At 37.4% G+C, this 16468-nt stretch carries 19 protein-coding genes; 7 read left to right on the forward strand and 12 right to left on the reverse strand.

Features of this window, described 5'->3' with window-relative positions:
- Positions 1 to 247: 247 nt before the first annotated feature.
- Positions 248 to 1522 carry a helix-turn-helix domain-containing protein gene (locus TE34_RS09850; protein WP_047984655.1) on the reverse strand — a complete coding sequence of 425 codons (1275 nt, stop codon included), beginning with the start codon at positions 1520 to 1522 and terminating at the stop codon, positions 248 to 250.
- Positions 1523 to 1678: 156 nt separating this feature from the next.
- On the opposite strand from TE34_RS09850, the gene TE34_RS09855 reads away from it, so the two are divergent.
- The 3 genes from TE34_RS09855 (at position 1679) to TE34_RS09865 (ending at position 4629) form a co-directional block, all read left to right on the forward strand.
- Positions 1679 to 2662: an ABC transporter ATP-binding protein gene (locus TE34_RS09855; protein ID WP_047984656.1), complete on the forward strand. Its 984-nt coding sequence runs from the start codon at positions 1679 to 1681 to the stop codon at positions 2660 to 2662.
- Positions 2640 to 3413 carry an ABC transporter gene (locus TE34_RS09860; RefSeq protein WP_047984657.1) on the forward strand — a complete coding sequence of 258 codons (774 nt, stop codon included), beginning with the start codon at positions 2640 to 2642 and terminating at the stop codon, positions 3411 to 3413. Before TE34_RS09855 ends, TE34_RS09860 begins: the two co-directional genes overlap by 23 nt.
- A gap of 79 nt (positions 3414 to 3492) precedes the next feature.
- Entirely contained in the window at positions 3493 to 4629 is a 1137-nt protein-coding gene (locus tag TE34_RS09865; RefSeq protein WP_047984658.1) for a conserved virulence factor C family protein, read from the forward strand.
- Between the two features lie 372 nt (positions 4630 to 5001).
- Here the strand turns inward: TE34_RS09865 and TE34_RS09870 are convergent, their stop codons facing one another.
- Both TE34_RS09870 and TE34_RS09875 read right to left on the reverse strand, forming a co-directional pair.
- Positions 5002 to 5352 (reverse strand): DUF5412 domain-containing protein, encoded by a 351-nt coding sequence (locus TE34_RS09870; RefSeq protein WP_269083153.1) that lies wholly within the window; start codon positions 5350 to 5352, stop codon positions 5002 to 5004.
- Positions 5353 to 5381: 29 nt separating this feature from the next.
- Positions 5382 to 5777 (reverse strand): VOC family protein, encoded by a 396-nt coding sequence (locus TE34_RS09875; RefSeq protein ID WP_047984660.1) that lies wholly within the window; start codon positions 5775 to 5777, stop codon positions 5382 to 5384.
- Between the two features lie 38 nt (positions 5778 to 5815).
- Between TE34_RS09875 and TE34_RS09880 the strand changes: the two genes are divergently transcribed.
- Positions 5816 to 6151, forward strand: coding sequence for a YqzG/YhdC family protein (locus TE34_RS09880; protein ID WP_047984661.1), 336 nt, complete (start codon positions 5816 to 5818; stop codon positions 6149 to 6151).
- A gap of 10 nt (positions 6152 to 6161) precedes the next feature.
- On the opposite strand, the gene TE34_RS09885 is transcribed toward TE34_RS09880, so the two are convergent.
- From TE34_RS09885 to TE34_RS09925, 9 genes are all read right to left on the reverse strand, one after another.
- Positions 6162 to 6407, reverse strand: a complete 246-nt coding sequence (locus TE34_RS09885; RefSeq protein ID WP_047984662.1) for a hypothetical protein — start codon at positions 6405 to 6407, stop codon at positions 6162 to 6164.
- Between the two features lie 11 nt (positions 6408 to 6418).
- On the reverse strand, positions 6419 to 7129 hold the full coding sequence (locus TE34_RS09890; protein WP_047984663.1) for an isoprenyl transferase: 711 nt from the start codon (positions 7127 to 7129) through the stop codon (positions 6419 to 6421).
- 12 nt (positions 7130 to 7141) lie between these two features.
- Positions 7142 to 8605 (reverse strand): DUF4153 domain-containing protein, encoded by a 1464-nt coding sequence (locus tag TE34_RS09895; RefSeq protein WP_084710674.1) that lies wholly within the window; start codon positions 8603 to 8605, stop codon positions 7142 to 7144.
- Positions 8606 to 8702: 97 nt separating this feature from the next.
- Complete coding sequence (locus TE34_RS09900; RefSeq protein WP_047984665.1) at positions 8703 to 9329, reverse strand: HAAS signaling domain-containing protein; 627 nt, start codon at positions 9327 to 9329, stop codon at positions 8703 to 8705.
- Complete coding sequence (locus TE34_RS09905; protein ID WP_047984666.1) at positions 9326 to 9658, reverse strand: PadR family transcriptional regulator; 333 nt, start codon at positions 9656 to 9658, stop codon at positions 9326 to 9328. Before TE34_RS09905 ends, TE34_RS09900 begins: the two co-directional genes overlap by 4 nt.
- 77 nt (positions 9659 to 9735) lie before the next feature.
- On the reverse strand, positions 9736 to 10296 hold the full coding sequence (locus TE34_RS09910) for a GNAT family N-acetyltransferase (RefSeq protein WP_047984667.1): 561 nt from the start codon (positions 10294 to 10296) through the stop codon (positions 9736 to 9738).
- A 12-nt stretch (positions 10297 to 10308) separates the two neighbouring features.
- Positions 10309 to 11154, reverse strand: coding sequence for a DUF2785 domain-containing protein (locus tag TE34_RS09915; protein ID WP_047984668.1), 846 nt, complete (start codon positions 11152 to 11154; stop codon positions 10309 to 10311).
- Between the two features lie 18 nt (positions 11155 to 11172).
- Positions 11173 to 11568 carry a VOC family protein gene (locus TE34_RS09920; protein ID WP_047984669.1) on the reverse strand — a complete coding sequence of 132 codons (396 nt, stop codon included), beginning with the start codon at positions 11566 to 11568 and terminating at the stop codon, positions 11173 to 11175.
- A gap of 208 nt (positions 11569 to 11776) precedes the next feature.
- Positions 11777 to 13255 (reverse strand): SulP family inorganic anion transporter, encoded by a 1479-nt coding sequence (locus TE34_RS09925; RefSeq protein WP_047984670.1) that lies wholly within the window; start codon positions 13253 to 13255, stop codon positions 11777 to 11779.
- Between the two features lie 242 nt (positions 13256 to 13497).
- On the opposite strand from TE34_RS09925, the gene TE34_RS09930 reads away from it, so the two are divergent.
- The 3 genes from TE34_RS09930 to TE34_RS09940 all read left to right on the forward strand — a co-directional run bounded on the left by TE34_RS09930 (position 13498) and on the right by TE34_RS09940 (position 16429).
- The gene (locus TE34_RS09930) at positions 13498 to 13914 is read left to right on the forward strand and encodes a universal stress protein (protein WP_047984671.1); all 417 of its coding nucleotides are present in this window, start codon (positions 13498 to 13500) and stop codon (positions 13912 to 13914) included.
- Positions 13915 to 14024: 110 nt separating this feature from the next.
- The gene (locus tag TE34_RS09935) at positions 14025 to 14966 is read left to right on the forward strand and encodes an ATP-grasp domain-containing protein (RefSeq protein ID WP_047984672.1); all 942 of its coding nucleotides are present in this window, start codon (positions 14025 to 14027) and stop codon (positions 14964 to 14966) included.
- A gap of 227 nt (positions 14967 to 15193) precedes the next feature.
- On the forward strand, positions 15194 to 16429 hold the full coding sequence (locus TE34_RS09940; protein ID WP_047984673.1) for an IS256 family transposase: 1236 nt from the start codon (positions 15194 to 15196) through the stop codon (positions 16427 to 16429).
- The last annotated feature ends 39 nt before the right edge of the window (positions 16430 to 16468 follow it).

A 16468-nucleotide genomic window follows, 5' to 3' on the forward strand; every position in this document is an offset into this window, starting at 1 on the left:
CCGGTGATGCACCTGCGTCTACCAGCATCGCTACGAAGCAAGCTTCCTCGGTGCAAGGCAGCAAAGGAGCTTATTCAAGTAGTAGCCTGGCTCACCAGCCGCCCGCGGCAAGGGAAACACTGCGAGGTACTTTCGAGCAGATGTTGCTCCTGTGCTGGAAGTAAAAGCGCAGTATATTTCCGGGGCGGGTTATGTGCACTAATAATAAAGCCAGGATTATCTTTAATTGAAACACTCTTGTCTCAGCCTATTTCATTTGTTGTACTTCTTTTAATACATTTAGTGCGAAGTGGTAGTAGGCCGTTCGTGGATATTTCTTTAAAATAGATACCCCTTCTTTTGCATACGTTAATGCATTATCCTGATCTTGTAATTGCAGATAACAAAGTGCTTGATAGGATTTATTTACTTCCCGAAGCGCATAGTCTAATCCACTATCATAATCTCTCAACAACTCCCGAAATAATGGCAACGCTTTTTCCGGCTCATGTAGCTTTGTATAACATCTTGCCTTCATATCATTTAGAGTATCCTTCAAGCTCTGGTCAAACGACTCATTGTATGGTGTAATTTTTGGCATTTCTTCTTCTAGTCGTTGTATCATCTGTAATGCAAGCTCCGGACGTTCTTCAAAGAACTCCATATAGTGAATCATAATTAATTCTTTATTAATAATTAAATTTTCATTATGAACAATTTCAAAGAACTTATTAATCTTCGCGACAAATTCCCTAGCTTTCTCATAATCGTTCTCTTGGTAATACAACATCGCACCTGTATTATATATTTCAAAAAAGTTATTCAGCATTAAATGTTCATTGGAGAAGTCAACTAGTTCATGAAGTAAATGAAAGGTCTCCTCCGTATCGCCCAAAGCATCTAAACATTGGATTTTTATTAATTTTAAAAGTATGATGTTCGAAACTGTATCATAACTATCCATAGACGTAACGGCATCTATACTGTCATTTATCATTTCTATTGCCTTCTGATAATTTCCCTTTGTAGCTTCAACCTGTACAAGCGATACTTTTATTCCAATCGCTTTACTTTCCATTTGAAGCTCTAAGTATATTTCTTCTGCCTTCCTATAATACAATTCATAATCCTTGTCCTGGAGTAAATCAAACTCTTTGTTATAAAAGAGGTAAAACCAGTAAATACACCGAGCATAAAGCTTATATATATTTGCAGATTCAGCATTATGTCCTAAGTTAGGGAGAACTTCTTGCAGTCTACTTGTTACATCCTGTAACGTTTGCAAATCTAATCTCTCTTCCAGCAATTCGGTACATTCGTTTCCAATTCTACGTAATTCCTCTCTACTTGTCCCACCGAGTAAATCCGTTATACTCACATTCAACACATTCGCAATATGCTCCAAGTTCTCTGCTGAAGGTTTGGATTTCCCATTTTCAATAAGGCTTACCATCGCTGCAGACATTTTATCTTGGGCAAGCTGTGCTAATGTTAATTTCTTTTCCTTTCTAAGCTGTTTGATTCTTTCCCCTACCGTACTCATGTGCATCCCCTTTTCCGTCAATTGGTAACTTCATTATACAATAATTTAAATATATTTAAAAATATTTTTATAAAATTTAATAAATTAGTTGACACTATTATTAAATATATTTAATATATAATTAAATAAACTTAAAAAGATAGGAGTTGTATTATTTTGAAACCAATTATTACGGTTGAAAACTTGTGTAAAACGTATAAAAAGAGAAAGTCATCCGAAGTAATTCATGCTGTCAATGATGTGTCGTTTGCTGTACACGAAGGGGAAATTCTAGGTCTCCTAGGTCCAAATGGTGCAGGGAAGTCTACAACAATAAAAATGATATGCGGACTAATCAAGCCAGATTCTGGAGCGATAACTATCAACGGGATTGATAATCAGGAAAAGCGTCTGAAAGCATTAACACATATTAGTGCTGTTCTGGAAGGAAATCGAAACTTATATTGGCGATTGACCGTTAGAGAGAACCTGGAATATTTTGCAGGGAATCGAGGGAAATCACGAAAAGAAGTAGCACCAAAAATAGAGGACTTATTAGAGAAGTTCAGCTTGAAATCAAAAGAAAACGAGTTGGTCAATCGTCTCTCTAGAGGGATGCAGCAAAAACTAGCCATTGCCGTTGCTATGTTAGCCGATACAGAAGTGATTTTATTAGACGAACCGACATTAGGTATTGATGTAGAAACAGGGTATGAGATAAGAAATTTACTAAAAGAGATTGCTGCGGAATATAAACGGACGATAATTATTAGCTCACACGATATGGATGTCATTCAGGATATATGCGAGCGTACGGTCATCATTAATAATGGCACGGTGATTACGAATGACCGAGTAGAAAACCTTCTTCGCTTATTTGAAGTTCGCGCCTATACCATCACACTTGCTAAGCCCCTTAGTGATAAACAACAAATTATTCTACAAGAAAAATTTGCACAACTAGAATACACCACAGATACACACCAAACTAAACTAGAAGTAAATCTAACTAGCAGTAATGAGATTTATGACTTATTTGAAGTACTTCAACATGAAAAAACACCCATTGAAACAATCGATCGCAAGACTATTAACTTTGAAGATGTGTTCTTAAAAATTGTAAAGGGGGAGTTTCAACATGAGTTGGTTTCATCTTATTAATGCAAACATTCGCAAGGAGGTCATTGAGCTAAAACGTTACCTACCGAATACAATCGCTATGCTCGTTACATTTTACTGCATTTTCTTAGGAATGTTTGCAGGCATACAGATTATTGGTGATCCTACCACCCAAGATGTGAATACACAGTTTGTTATTGTAAACTATGTATTTTGGTATTTAGCATTAATTGTTGTTGGGGATATCGGATACCAGATTGCTAGCGAAGCAACCCAGGGCACACTCGAACAACTGAACATGTCGCCATTAGGCCAATGGAAGATTATGTTTTCCAGGTTAATAGCATCCATCACTGCCCATCTACTCATAGTGATTGTATTGTTGTTTCTAGCTATGGCAACGACAGGACAATGGCTACACGTCGACCTCATCACGCTAATACCAGTGTTCTTACTGACATTAGTTAATATGATGGGCCTCGGTTTGATTATTGCCGGGATGACACTAGTGCTAAAACAAATCGGAGCATTTTTACAGATTCTACAGTTTATTTTAGCAGGATTAGTTTTTGTACCGCTATCGGTCGCACCGTTCTTAGCCTTCTTCCCGTTAGTAAAAGGTGTTGATTTAGTTAGAGCTACTATGATTGATGGATTATCTATAATGGAATTTAGCTCCTTTGACATCTTCACCTTGCTCTTTAATGCAGTATTCTATTTTGTTATTGGAATAGTTTTCTTCCTGTATTGTGAACGAGTAGCTATGAGAAAAGGACTGTTGGCTCATTATTAAACTATACGAATAATTGGATAGACTACTCCCCCTTTGATAGAATTGAGTTAACAAATCAACTATCTAAGGGGGATTTTTAATGAAAATTGTTTCGATTGAACCAACACCAAGTCCATACTCGATGAAGATCAATGTGGATGAAGTTATGCCAGATGGGCAGACCGAAAACTACAAGCTTGGTGATGATCTAACAAATGCCCCTTCCTACATACAAAATCTATTCTCTATCAACGGGGTGAAGGGAATCTACCGAGTGATTGACTTTATTGCTCTAGAACGAGATGCCCGAACACCTTGGGAAGAAGTATTACCAGAAGTCAGGCGGACACTTGGATCAACAGAAGAAAATGAAGAGCAAAAACAGAAAGCAGAAGCACCAATCGATGAGCATTATGGAGAAGTAAAAGTATTTATCCAAATGTTCCGTTACATTCCAACCCAAGTAAAATTAGAAGAAGGCGAAACTGAGCACCGCTTCGGATTACCTGACCGTTTCATGAACGCTGCCATTGAGGCTTCTGCCGCATCTGACAATATGCTAATGGAACGAAAATGGGTAGAACAAAGTCCACGTTATGGGGAGGTTGAGGAAATCGGAAAAGAAGTGGCAGAAGAAATTTCTGCTTCTTACGATGAAGCCCGAGTAAACGAATTAGTGAAGTTCGCTCTAGCCAATGAAAAAGCTCCTACACCATGGATAAAAGTAACTTTGGATATGTTGGATCATCCAGATTGGCGCGAGCGCTATGCTGCACTAGATAAAATGGATCCAACAGTAGATGACCTACCTGTTTTAGAGAAGGCATTAGAAGATGAAAAGGCATCAATTCGCCGGCTTGCTACTGCATATCTTGGTATGATTGAGGATAGAAAAGTGCTTCCTTATTTATATAAAGCTTTACAAGACAAGGCCGTAAACGTTAGAAGAACTGCAGGTGATTGCTTATCAGACCTTAGTTTTATAGAAGCGCAGCCTGAAATGATTAAAACGCTAAAGGATAAAAGCAGACTCGTACGTTGGCGTGCAGCGATGTTCTTATATGAACTAGGAGATGAATCAGCAGTTCCAGCACTGCTTGAAGCGCAGGATGACCCCGAGTTTGAAGTTCGCATGCAAATCAAAATGGCACTTGCAAGAATTCAAGGTGGGGAAGAAGCAAAAGGTTCGATTTGGCATCAAATGACTCAGCTAATTAATAAAGATAAGAAGAACTAATGAGAGTTAATACTATAGTGGAGGTGTGAAAATCGAAAACAAAACTCTTTTTAATAAGTTTGGCCATTTCGTTTTTAACCATTTTCCTTTCAGCAACAGAAGTTGGCAGAGATAAAATATTCGGTTACCCTTTTAAGTTTTTTAAATTATTTGATGTAGACCAATGGTATAACGGTCTTCTATCTATATATAAACCTCAGTTTATATATAACTTTTCTTTTGAAGTTCTTTCCTTTATGTTGAATGCAATGATTTATTTTCTGATTTTGCTATTAGGAAGAAGAGTTTATTTATATACAAAAAGAAATTCAGCCTAGCATACTACCTATATGAAAAATGACTTCCTTCAACCCTTTTAAAAGTCGAAGGAAGTCATTTTTCATTTCTAAAGTCAAATTTATCATCAGGAACATTCAGAGTATAACCATTGATTTCGACTGTATCGTTATCTTTCCATAAAATGTTCGCAGTCTCCTCACGATAGTTCCAGTAAATATTTTTTGTCTTGTTATTACGATCATTAAATACTAACTCACCTCTTATAGCATAGGAAGTTGTGGCTCCACCATTAGTAATATATGCTTTTAACGTGTAAGTTCCATCTGGAGATATTTCTTCCGTTAGATACTCTCCTGTCGGTAATCGACTCATATCAAAAAATGCCCAGTAGACGCCATATCCAATAAGGACAACAAACATTAAGCCTATCGCAAAAGTAATCACTAATACTTTTTTCCATGTTTTTTTTATGGTCAGACAAGTTTTTCACCCCAGACCTTAGCTATTGTCTGTGCCTCTTCCCCCTTATCCTGATACTCAAAGAATCCAATCCGATTACCCCAAGGATCCGTAAATGTACACCATTTAACAGGAACTTCTTCCCTTCCTTGTATGGTAACCCCCTCTATTCCTAACTGCTTAACCTTTTCATACACATCTTCTATACTCGTTACACCTAGTCTTAATGGCCCGCTCCCCTCCGAGGGATCGCCTTCTGCTAACTGTAACCAACTACCTGGTACAAGCTCCCACTCTGCGAAGCCCTCATGCGGTATAAAGTCAGGCTCCTTGTCTAATAATAATTGGTACCATTGCAATCCTTTTTGAAAATCTGAAACTCGGATTTGAAAGGTCATTTCTATTATCATTGTTTACCACTCCTAATTCTTAAAGTGAGGTTACAACTGTGAAAAGATTTATCATGAAGCTACTATGTAGTTCTATTTTATTTTTTGGTTTCTTTAGCTTATATCCAAGCTCTGAGGTAGTAATAGCTCAGGAAGAACCCGCTTATGCTAAATGGGGTCGCCTCGCTATGCAAAAGGTGAAGGAAAAATATCCAGATGCCAAAATCGTTGATTACTTACATGTCGGAAGAGAAAAAGGCATGGAAAACTCTACAGAAACATTCAAATTATGGCTTGAAGGCCCTAATAACGAATTTGGTGTTTTCATTGATATTACGTTCGATAATAACACGGAAGAAATAGTAGATATTAAATTTCGTGAAGTATCTAGTTAGAGTATACCATTCATTTAAACTTTGACATCTTGAATAACAGAATAGATACAATGAAAAGAACCACTCCAATGAACACGAAGCCAATACCTAAGCCTAGTTGATATGGCCCGCTCCCAATCGGGATTGGGCCATCAATTATTCGCATATACCTTTCATGGTCACCATGGATATACCAGTACAACCACAGAGGGCTACTAAGAAAGAATACAGCTACGGATAAAATAAACCATGGTAAAAATTTCGGAAATTCTCTCAAGTTACTCCCTCCTAAACAACCCACTCATTTAGAGTTGCTTCATGGTTTTGGTAAACATCTTCAATTGCCCTTATATATAACTCTCTTTTAAAATCCGGAAACAACTCATCAACAAAACACAACTCTGAATCAGCGGCTTGCCACATTAAAAAGTTACTCACCCGTTTCTCCCCACCAGTTCGAATGATGATATCAGGGTCAGGTAATCCCTTCGTGTAAAGATAGTTATCAAAAACCGATTCATCTAATTGGTCCAAAGTAAGCTTCTGCTCTTTTACATCCTTTAAAATATCAGTAATCGCATGAACAATTTCACTTCTACTACTATAATTCAATGCAAAGTTAACAATTAGCCCGGTGTTATTCTTTGTTTTATCCATCGCCTTTAGAACTGCATTTCTTGTTCCTTTTGGCAGGTTCTCGATATCACCTGAAATCAGTATTTTAATATTCCGCTTCATAAACTCTGGAAGCTTTTTATTAAAGAACTTAATCGGTAAGCTCATCAAATAATTCACTTCATCTTGCGGCCTTTTCCAATTCTCTGTAGAAAATGCATACAGCGTTAGAATCTCAATTCCCATCTCTGCACTTGCATCAATCAATTCTTCCATTGTTTGTGTACCGGCATAATGCCCTTCACTACGACTTAAGCCTCGGAGTTTCCCCCAACGGCCATTTCCATCCATAATTAGTGCAACATGTTTCGGAACATACTTCATATAGCTCCTCCTTTACTTTAATTCCAGTTCTTCGAGTCTCTCTATCACTTGTTGTTTCTTGAAATTAAATGATTGCCATGTTTTTATTTCCAAGTTACCTATCATCTGTTTACGGTGCTGTAAAAGTGTTCTCAACTCCGGATAATTAGGATCCTGTTCGTATAAGGTAATCAATCCATCAATACCGGTGTAAGACAAAGCATTCAGATAATAAATATCGATTTTCCCCGTCTCTTCATATCGTTCTAAATTATTTTCAACAATAATCTCTTCTAAATTGACCGTGTTAAGTCCTGTATAAAATATTAACCCTGCAATCAGATAAAAATGCGCCATCGAAATTCCTTCTAGCCAAACACGGATTAATGTGTAGGCAAAAATGACAATTAAGAAGAGCATAAACCCATGAGCCAGAATCCGATCCATCGTAAATCCATATGCAGCTTCATATGCACTCAGACGTATATATGCCGAAGCTAGCATGACACTACTGGTTAAGATGAGTAGCGAATACATACCTTTCATAAAATAACCAGAAGCTTTCTTTCCCACTTTTACTAGCTTCAAACAAGCTAGTAGAATTGACCAGTTAATCATCGTTACTAATACGAGTTCAAAAAAACCTCGACGCGCATGTTCGGCATAGGTTAGATCGCCTTGAATGGCATCCCCAAAGAAGTACTTAAATTGCATTGCGACAAATAATAAATAGATGCCATTTAATAAAACTAAAATGGTTCCCGCTATCACACTATCCCAACTTGTTTTTTTATGAACAGCAGTTGTACTGCCTAATGGGATAACATACCTTTTTCTTAGCGTTTGGAAAGCACCAAAGAACACTAACGTTAGGATTAGCGCTAAGATTACTCGGAAAAATCCTTCTAAGAAGTTTAGCTTTAAGATAAATGTAGGCACTTCCATGATAAGATCGCCAAATCTTGCATCAGCTGACATTAATAGAACAGTCACTACGAATAGCAACGGGCCGCCAATGAATAACCCAATGACAATTCGTTTCATGGTCTGTGTTGTTTCTTTGCTCAGTTGCTTAAACAATGACCGCTTCAATGCAAGCTTGATATATCTTTTTATATAGCTAAATGTTTGACCTATCTTTTGTATTACTCTGTTGAAAAAGGTTAATGAGATCCAATCCACTTGATTGGGAGTTGTAATGAGCACAATATGAATAAATACTAGGATTGGTATTCCCATGATGTTTAATAGATAAAAGAACTCATTATCATAAAACAAGAAAGACGCGGATAATACCCAAATCATGACCATGAGCAATAGTCCTATTCGTCGATGGGAGAACTTAAACCCAAACCGCAAATAAAGCACGGCATAAAACACAGCAATAAAAATGGGATAGGATATTCCTATTGTGCCATGAAAGAAGCTAAGTTCTGCTAAAATACCTAGCCCTAAACAGACCATTAAAAACAATAAACTTTTTTGACGTTGCGTCATCATCTACACCACCGTATAGTCATTCTATATACATAGTTATTCTATGTATATAGCTAAAAAATAACGAAATTTCACACGATACCCCAGGGGCTAGGTGCTATATCGAAGCTTTCCTCCCCCAGCGATACCCAATCCAACTTATCGGATACAACACAATTGTTAACAATATGCATGCGATAATAAATGGTCCATTTAATAATGGCTGGAACCACTCGTGTGGGATTAGCTTAAATACAATGAGATACATTAACGTAAGGTTTGGTATGACTGCATATGTAAATGTCCTGCGGAGTATTTTTAATCCACCACTACCAAATTCTTTTCCAATCTCATAACCGAGCAATCCCCAAAATGCCATATATACCATAATAATGATGGACGGAACTGCGGTCAGTCTTTTCCACAGAATTTCTATCCATTCAACTTGATATATATTATAAATAATTGTAAGGCTGATACCACTAAGAAAGATGAGTACATTGAGTACAACAAACAGGATCTGCATCTTCTTCGGTGTTACCTTTGCCTCTTCTTTCCAAATTGCTGCAATTTCTTCTGGTGTTCCTAGTCGTTTTACAATTTCATCATAGTTCATGGAACTATTCTCATGTGCAAAGATTTCGTACACATGTGATTGATATTCCGCCATGATTTGCTTTTTCTCTGGGTGTTTTCCAAGAACTTGATCAAGCTCTTGGAAAAACTGTTTATCCCCTGAAGTCACGACTCACTTCTCCCGATGAGGTTATTCATCACTTGAACATATCGGTGCCATTCACTTGTTTTTGCTTCTAATATTTCTTTACCCTCTTCTGTAATACGATAATACTTACGAGCAGGGCCTTTTTCTTGATTCTGCCAATAACACGCAATATACTCTTGCTTCTCCAACTTATGAAGGGCAGGATACAATGTTCCTTCCTTCATCTGCAAGTTATGATCACTACGTCGGTCCATTTCCTTAACCAACTCATAACCATACATATCGCGCTCATTTAATAACTGTAGGACAAGAAGTGACGTACTTCCCTTCACTAACTCACGATCAAACATATTCTCACCTACCTAGAATTATTAGGTAACTATACTATATAGAATTTCGAGGTATATGTAAAGCCTATTATTAAAAATTATTTGACCTTCGCGTAAATACAAGTATCACGAAGTTCTTTCCCATACGCATCAAGGCTGTCTTTGCGCAAAATTCCCTCTAGCTCATAACCTAAACGCTCCGCAATCGCACGACTCTTCACGTTCTTCGTATCACATCGAATCTCCACTCGGTTGGCTTCTAGTTCGTTAAAAGCAAACCCTTCTATCCCTTTAACCGCCTCTGTCATATAGCCTCTCCCACTATAGCGAGTATCAATCCAATAACCAATCTCAAACTTACGTGCATCCCAATCAATCCGATGTAAGCCAGAATTCGCTATTAATGCACCGGTTTCTTTATGGAAAACTAATAGCCTTAGATCTTCCCTAGTTAGAAAATTCACATGCGCCTCACGGATATTGACTTCCGCATCCTCTTCACTCTCATCTCGATGCGCCCAAGGCATCCATGGTAAGAGCTCATTTTTCGAAGCTTTTTTCGATTCGTATACTACTTTTCCATCCCCTGGTTTTGGCATATTAATAATCAGTCTCTCTGTCTCAAACTCACTTGGAAAATCAATTAAAATCGGTTTCATGGTAGTTCCCCCTTAAAGATTGTAGTATGGTTGATTAATAGACTTTAGTACTTCTCGAAGATGATCTTGAAGCTCTTTCTGTTGATTGGTTACCTCCAGATGCAGCAACAGGCTTCTTAGAAATTGTTTTATATTTGTTCGTTGGGTAAAGTGACGGACACTATTTTTTGAATAGTTTTCCTGTAAATCATTCGAAATTTCATTAATTTTATCAAATAGGAAAGATAGGTCCATTCCCTTATGCAACATGGTGACCAACGGAATAACCATACGCTCATCTTCTTCAAACAAATAGTAATCCTGTTCAAAACACATCTTATCCAAGATAAGATGCGCAATTTCTTGAAATCTAGTTTCTTTCAGTTGTGACTGTTTCGCAAGCTCATCTAGTGCATCGGCAACATGAGCAATACTGTGTGCCCAGCCTTTTCCCTCTACAAACCCCCGGACATCTACTTCCTTTTTCACATAATCTACTAGCTTAGTAGCTACATTATCTAGTTCTTCATCCGTGATAAAGGATTTTTGAACATTAACAAAGAGTAGTACCGCTATGATTAGCGAGGAAAAGGACCTTGTAAATACTGCGTCCTCATCGTCTTGACCCATTTTATAAAAAAGATGATTATCATCTAAACAAACTTTTAAAATTCGGTTTAACTCTGGACGAGGATAGATGTCATTAATGATTAAGTTGGTCAGACTAGGATAAATCAAATTATCTCTTAACTCCGGATCTGTGTTACCAACATGCTCTAGCATGGCATTCGTCAGCGTCTGTATATTAACGATGCCAGGATGTTGATAATTTTTTTCTTTAAACTCCTTAAGTGTAGCTTTTAACTCATTTACATTCATCTGAATCACCTGTTTTTATTATTTTGGTGCAACTATCTCTACCTTTATTCGATCTGGGTCCTCAAAGAATACGGCATAATATCCCTCACCACCAGCATATGGATGCTTATCTTCATATAGAATAGTAACACCCTTCTCCTTTAACTGATTGGTTACCTCGTCAACATGCTCTCTAGATTCAGCATAAAAGGCAAGATGATTTAATCCGACTCTTTTTCTATGGTAAGGGACATCTAAGAAACGTTCCTCCGCTTGTACAAAAACTAAATAGGAATCCTTCAGTTTATAACTTCTACCCTGATTCCACGTTTGAAATAGGTTATAGCCCAATTCCTCAAGAAGCCACCCCCAAAATTCCGTTGATTTTTCTAAGTCTGACACGTATAGTTCGATATGATGTATGATTCCTCTCAAAGTAGGTCCCTCCAGTTTTTACTTTAATCCTATATTATTCTATCTCTCACTTTGAAAATCCTCTTTTAATTTCGAAAAAGCTTATCTAAATTTGGCTGATATCAGCAAATTTTTGGCTATATCAGCGTTATTTGTAATTTATCAACGAATAATTAAATATATCAGCGAACAAAAAAAGAGAGTCAACCGAAGTCAACTCTCTCATTTCCTAGTGACCAGAAACATTCTCCAGTCCACCAGGCTTATTATAATTCGCAAGTTTATCTACTAATTTATTACTCTCATCATTTAGACCAACCACATCTACTTTAATCCCATTTTGGTGATACTTCTGTACAACCTTATCGATTGCACCTACTCCAGAATCATCCCATATATGAGCATTCGTTAGATCTAGTTTTACTACTTCTACATTTTCCTTATAGTTAAAGCTATCAACAAACTCAGTAACTGAAGCAAAGAAAAGTTGTCCAGATACTCGGTAAACTTTTACCTTTGCATCGTTACTAGCTAGTGTAGTAATTTTCACTTTAGAAATCTTAGCAGCAAAGAAGATAGCACTTAAAATAATACCAACTAGTACACCTTTTGATAAATCATGCGTGAATAATACTGTTACTACCGTAGCTAACATAACAACTGTATCTGTAACAGGTGTTTTTCGCATATTTTTAATCGACGACCAATCAAAGGTACTAATCGAAACCATGAACATAATACCTACTAAAACTGCCATCGGAATCTGAACTAGAAGACCATTGAATAACAGAATGAGCATCATTAAGAATGCTCCAGCAACGAAAGCTGACAGTCTACCACGTCCACCAGATTTCACGTTAATAACCGACTGCCCAATCATTGCACAACCAGCCATACCACCGAATAAACCAGAAACAATATTCGCGATACCTTGTCCTCTTGCTTCTTTATTCTTATCACTTTTCGTATCGGTCATATCATCTACAATCGATGCTGTAAGTAGAGATTCTACTAAACCAACGATAGCGATAGATAACGCATAAGGGAAGATGATTTGTAGCGTTTCAAAGTTTAGTGGAATATCAGGGAATAAGAAAATTGGTAAGGATTGCGTTAATTCTCCCATATCTCCTACCGTCTTAACGCCACTGCCTGTAAAGATCGCAATAGCAGTAATCACGACAATAGCCACTAATGGAGCAGGAATGACCTTCACAAATCTAGGCAGAATATAAATAATTGCTAGAGCTCCTGCAAGCATGGCATACATTTGCCAATTCGCTCCAGAGAAATGCTCTAATTGAGCCATGAAAATCATTATTGCTAGTGCATTAACAAAGCCAATCATTACCGAACGAGGTACGAATTTCATTAATCGGCCAAGTTTCAGTACACCCATTACAATTTGGATAACACCAGTAAGAATTGTCGCAGCTAATAGATACTGCAATCCATGCTCCGCAACTAACGTAACCATTAATAAGGCTGTAGCACCTGTTGCTGCAGAAATCATACCCGGTCGTCCACCAACAAAGGCAATCGTTACCGCAATAGCAAACGATGCGTAAAGCCCAACCATTGGATCCACACCAGCAATAACAGAGAACGCGATCGCCTCAGGAATTAAAGCAATCGCTACAACGATACCTGCTAAAATATCACCTCTGATATTTCCAAACCATTCATTTTTTAATGTTGCAATATTCATTTACCCACCTCTTTTTATTTTTTGATGACTTTCGACTCTCACGAAAGCCTTAGTCCGTAACAAACAAACTGTATTATAACGGTTTTTAACAATTTTGTGAAACATGCAAGAAAACGGAAACATTTGTCGTTTCCTTGTTTTTTCTTCAAATTCCTCAATTTTAGACCTATATATGCTATAATGAGAAATAATTTCTAGTAAATAATGGTTTGGTATTAGTAGATTGGTAGAGGAGGAATCCCATGTTTAAGAAGATTCTCTATGCGGCAGATGGTTCCGAACATTCCTTACGAGCAGGGGAAAAAGCATTTGAACTGGCTAAACTTAGCTCGGATTCAAAAGTAGACATTATTTATGTGGTCGATCCGAAGCATTCCAAGGATGATGTATTGAATAATTGGGGAAAAGACACAGAGGATGCAAGGAAGGAAAAACTTGCTCTCATCGTTCAGAAAGCGAAAAAAACTGGGATAAATTTTGAGGTCATTTTCCTAAATGGTGATCCTGGCCCTACCATTGTTGATCATGCAAATAAAAATGATTATGACCTAATTGTTCTAGGAAGTCGTGGTTTGAATAAGTTTCAAGAAATGATGTTAGGTAGTGTTAGTCATAAGGTCGCAAAGCGAGCAGCAAGTCCCGTTCTAATTATTAAATAAACTTTCAACTCCCATGATTGGGAGTTTTTTTATCTCTACTTGCATATACATATCCTAAATCCCGAGTTGTTTGGTATGATTAATACAACTTAGTAAAGAGGTGTGAATGTATGTTAGAAAAAATATATATCATTCATGAAAATAGCGAGTGGACGGAGCATCTTACGAAACGATTAGATGAACTACAATTGCCATATGAGGAATGGTTTTTAGATAAAGGAAGAGTAGACTTATCCTCTGCTCCACCTGAAGGAGTTTTTTATAATCGAATAAGTGCTTCTTCCCATACAAGAAATCATCGTTTTGCCCCTGAATTAACAGAGGCCGTTCTTGCATGGTTAGAACTTCACGGCAGAAAAGTATTCAATGGAAGTCGTGCATTACGATTAGAAGTAAGTAAAATAAACCAATATACAGCACTTCATGCCGCACAAATACGTACACCTAAAACGATAGCCGCAGTTGGGAAAGAACAAATAATTCAAGCGGCAAGAGATTTGAATTTACCTTCCTTTATTACAAAACATAACCGTGCAGGCAAAGGATTGGGTGTTCAGCTTTTCCACTCCATAGAAGCATTAGAGAATTATGTATTTGGGCCAACTTTTGAACCTTCTGTTGATGGTATCACTTTGATTCAGGAATATATTCAAGCACCAGAACCTTATATTACTCGCTGTGAATTTGTTGGCGGGAAATTTGTCTATGCAGTACGCGTGGATACGTCTGAAGGGTTTGAGCTTTGCCCTGCAGATGCTTGTACGATTGATGATATGTTCTGTCCAGTTGGTGAAGAAGTGGAAGAGAAGCCAAAGTTCGAAATCATCGAGGGGTTTGATGATTCGATTGTAGAGAAGTATGAACACTTTCTGCGGGAGAATAAGATTGATATTGCCGGAATTGAATTTATTCAAAATAAAGACGGTGAAATTTTCACCTATGATGTGAATACGAATACGAATTATAATTCCGATGCGGAAGCAAAGGCAGGAAAATATGGGATGCTGGAGTTGGCGAAGTTTCTTGGTAGTCAGCTAACTAGCATAGAGTAAAATTAATCACTAACGCTTATGTAATCTCACTTGATTCCATAGGCGTTTTTGAGATTCACACGGAATAATCTATGAACTATTACCACCGATTATAAATCCATTATAAAATTCATCTAGGGTAGGGAGTGTAATATAAACTGTGTAAGTAAGAGAGCGTACGGCTCTTACTTCGCAGTTTATTTTTTTATTGTTACACTATAACTATATAAATTGGGGAGTTGTTTATAATGGCGAAATCTAAACGTGATCCGAAATCAGTAGAATTAGCTAATAGAATTATAGAACAATACCAACCAGAGTCCGTACAAGACATGCAGAATGCTTTAAAAGACATATTTGGCCCTATGTTTGAAGCGATGTTAAAAGGAGAGATGAACCATCATCTTGGTTATGACTCAAACGATAAAGGGGAAAAAGTCACAGATAATCGCAGAAATGGTTATGGAAAGAAAACCTTGAATACGAGTTCTGGAGAAGTAGAAATTGAAGTGCCTCGAGATCGTGACGGCTCTTTTGAACCGAAGATTATTCCTAAGCGTAAAAAAGATGTATCTGAGATTGAGGATAAGGTTATAGCTATGTATGCCAGAGGGATGTCTCAGCGGGACATTTCTTCTACCATTGAGGACATTTATGGTTTTTCTGTATCTCATGAAATGGTTTCTGATATCACAGATACTGTGCTGCCTGACTTAGAAGAGTGGCAAAGTCGTCCATTAAATGACTGTTATCCTTTTGTTTTTGTGGACTGCATGTACACAACCATTCGCAATCAATATGAGACAAAGAAGTATGCTGTGTATACCATTTTAGGTTATACCATGGAGGGAAAAAAAGAAATTCTTGGTCTATGGTTAAATGAAACAGAAAGTAAGCATAAATGGATGCAAATCTTTGATGAAATAAAGGCTAGAGGGGTCGAAGATATCTTCTTTATTTCTATGGATGGCGTATCTGGTTTGGAGGAAGGTGCTCGCTCCATATTCCCTGATGTCATCGTTCAACGATGCATTGTACACTTAATTCGTAACTCCATTAAATACGTACCAAGCAAGGACTACAAGGCATTCACAGCCTCTTTAAGAAAGGTTTATGGAGCTCAAAGCCTAAAGGCCTGTCAAAGTACATTTGAATCCTTCAAACAACAATGGTCTGCCTATCCAGGAGCTATTGATGTTTGGGAACGCAACTTTGAACATGTAGAACAATTATTTGACTTTGGTAGTGCAGTTCGACGAATTATGTACACGACTAACGCAGTGGAAAGCATCCACTCCAGTTTTAGAAAAGTAACAAAAAAAGGAGCATTCCCCAACGAGAATGCCCTACTTAAAGTCCTATATTTACGAGTTAAAGAACTAGAAACCAAATGGGAAGGTGGACATGTCCATAACTGGTCTCTAGCCATGAATCAGCTATTGATGGATGACCGATTAAAGGAAAGGGTACTCAAATATATCTAAGTGTGTGATCCCAACTTACACACTTTATTTGACAAACCC

Origin of the sequence: Ornithinibacillus californiensis (assembly GCF_001038485.1) — a bacterium.
Lineage (GTDB): Bacteria > Bacillota > Bacilli > Bacillales > Amphibacillaceae > Ornithinibacillus > Ornithinibacillus californiensis.

What these genes read in the sequence shown, in the direction of transcription:
- TE34_RS09915 (WP_047984668.1), bottom strand. Translation starts at nt 11,154, where the DNA reads ATGAATGTAAATGAGTTAAAAGCTACACTTAAGGAGTTTAAAGAAAAA.
- TE34_RS09905 (WP_047984666.1), bottom strand. Translation starts at nt 9,658, where the DNA reads ATGTTTGATCGTGAGTTAGTGAAGGGAAGTACGTCACTTCTTGTCCTA.
- TE34_RS09935 (WP_047984672.1), top strand. Translation starts at nt 14,025, where the DNA reads ATGTTAGAAAAAATATATATCATTCATGAAAATAGCGAGTGGACGGAG.
- TE34_RS09875 (WP_047984660.1), bottom strand. Translation starts at nt 5,777, where the DNA reads ATGATAATAGAAATGACCTTTCAAATCCGAGTTTCAGATTTTCAAAAA.
- TE34_RS09860 (WP_047984657.1), top strand. Translation starts at nt 2,640, where the DNA reads ATGAGTTGGTTTCATCTTATTAATGCAAACATTCGCAAGGAGGTCATT.
- TE34_RS09925 (WP_047984670.1), bottom strand. Translation starts at nt 13,255, where the DNA reads ATGAATATTGCAACATTAAAAAATGAATGGTTTGGAAATATCAGAGGT.
- TE34_RS09865 (WP_047984658.1), top strand. Translation starts at nt 3,493, where the DNA reads ATGAAAATTGTTTCGATTGAACCAACACCAAGTCCATACTCGATGAAG.
- TE34_RS09910 (WP_047984667.1), bottom strand. Translation starts at nt 10,296, where the DNA reads ATGAAACCGATTTTAATTGATTTTCCAAGTGAGTTTGAGACAGAGAGA.
- TE34_RS09850 (WP_047984655.1), bottom strand. Translation starts at nt 1,522, where the DNA reads ATGAGTACGGTAGGGGAAAGAATCAAACAGCTTAGAAAGGAAAAGAAA.
- TE34_RS09940 (WP_047984673.1), top strand. Translation starts at nt 15,194, where the DNA reads ATGGCGAAATCTAAACGTGATCCGAAATCAGTAGAATTAGCTAATAGA.
- TE34_RS09895 (WP_084710674.1), bottom strand. Translation starts at nt 8,605, where the DNA reads ATGACGCAACGTCAAAAAAGTTTATTGTTTTTAATGGTCTGTTTAGGG.
- TE34_RS09890 (WP_047984663.1), bottom strand. Translation starts at nt 7,129, where the DNA reads ATGAAGTATGTTCCGAAACATGTTGCACTAATTATGGATGGAAATGGC.
- TE34_RS09930 (WP_047984671.1), top strand. Translation starts at nt 13,498, where the DNA reads ATGTTTAAGAAGATTCTCTATGCGGCAGATGGTTCCGAACATTCCTTA.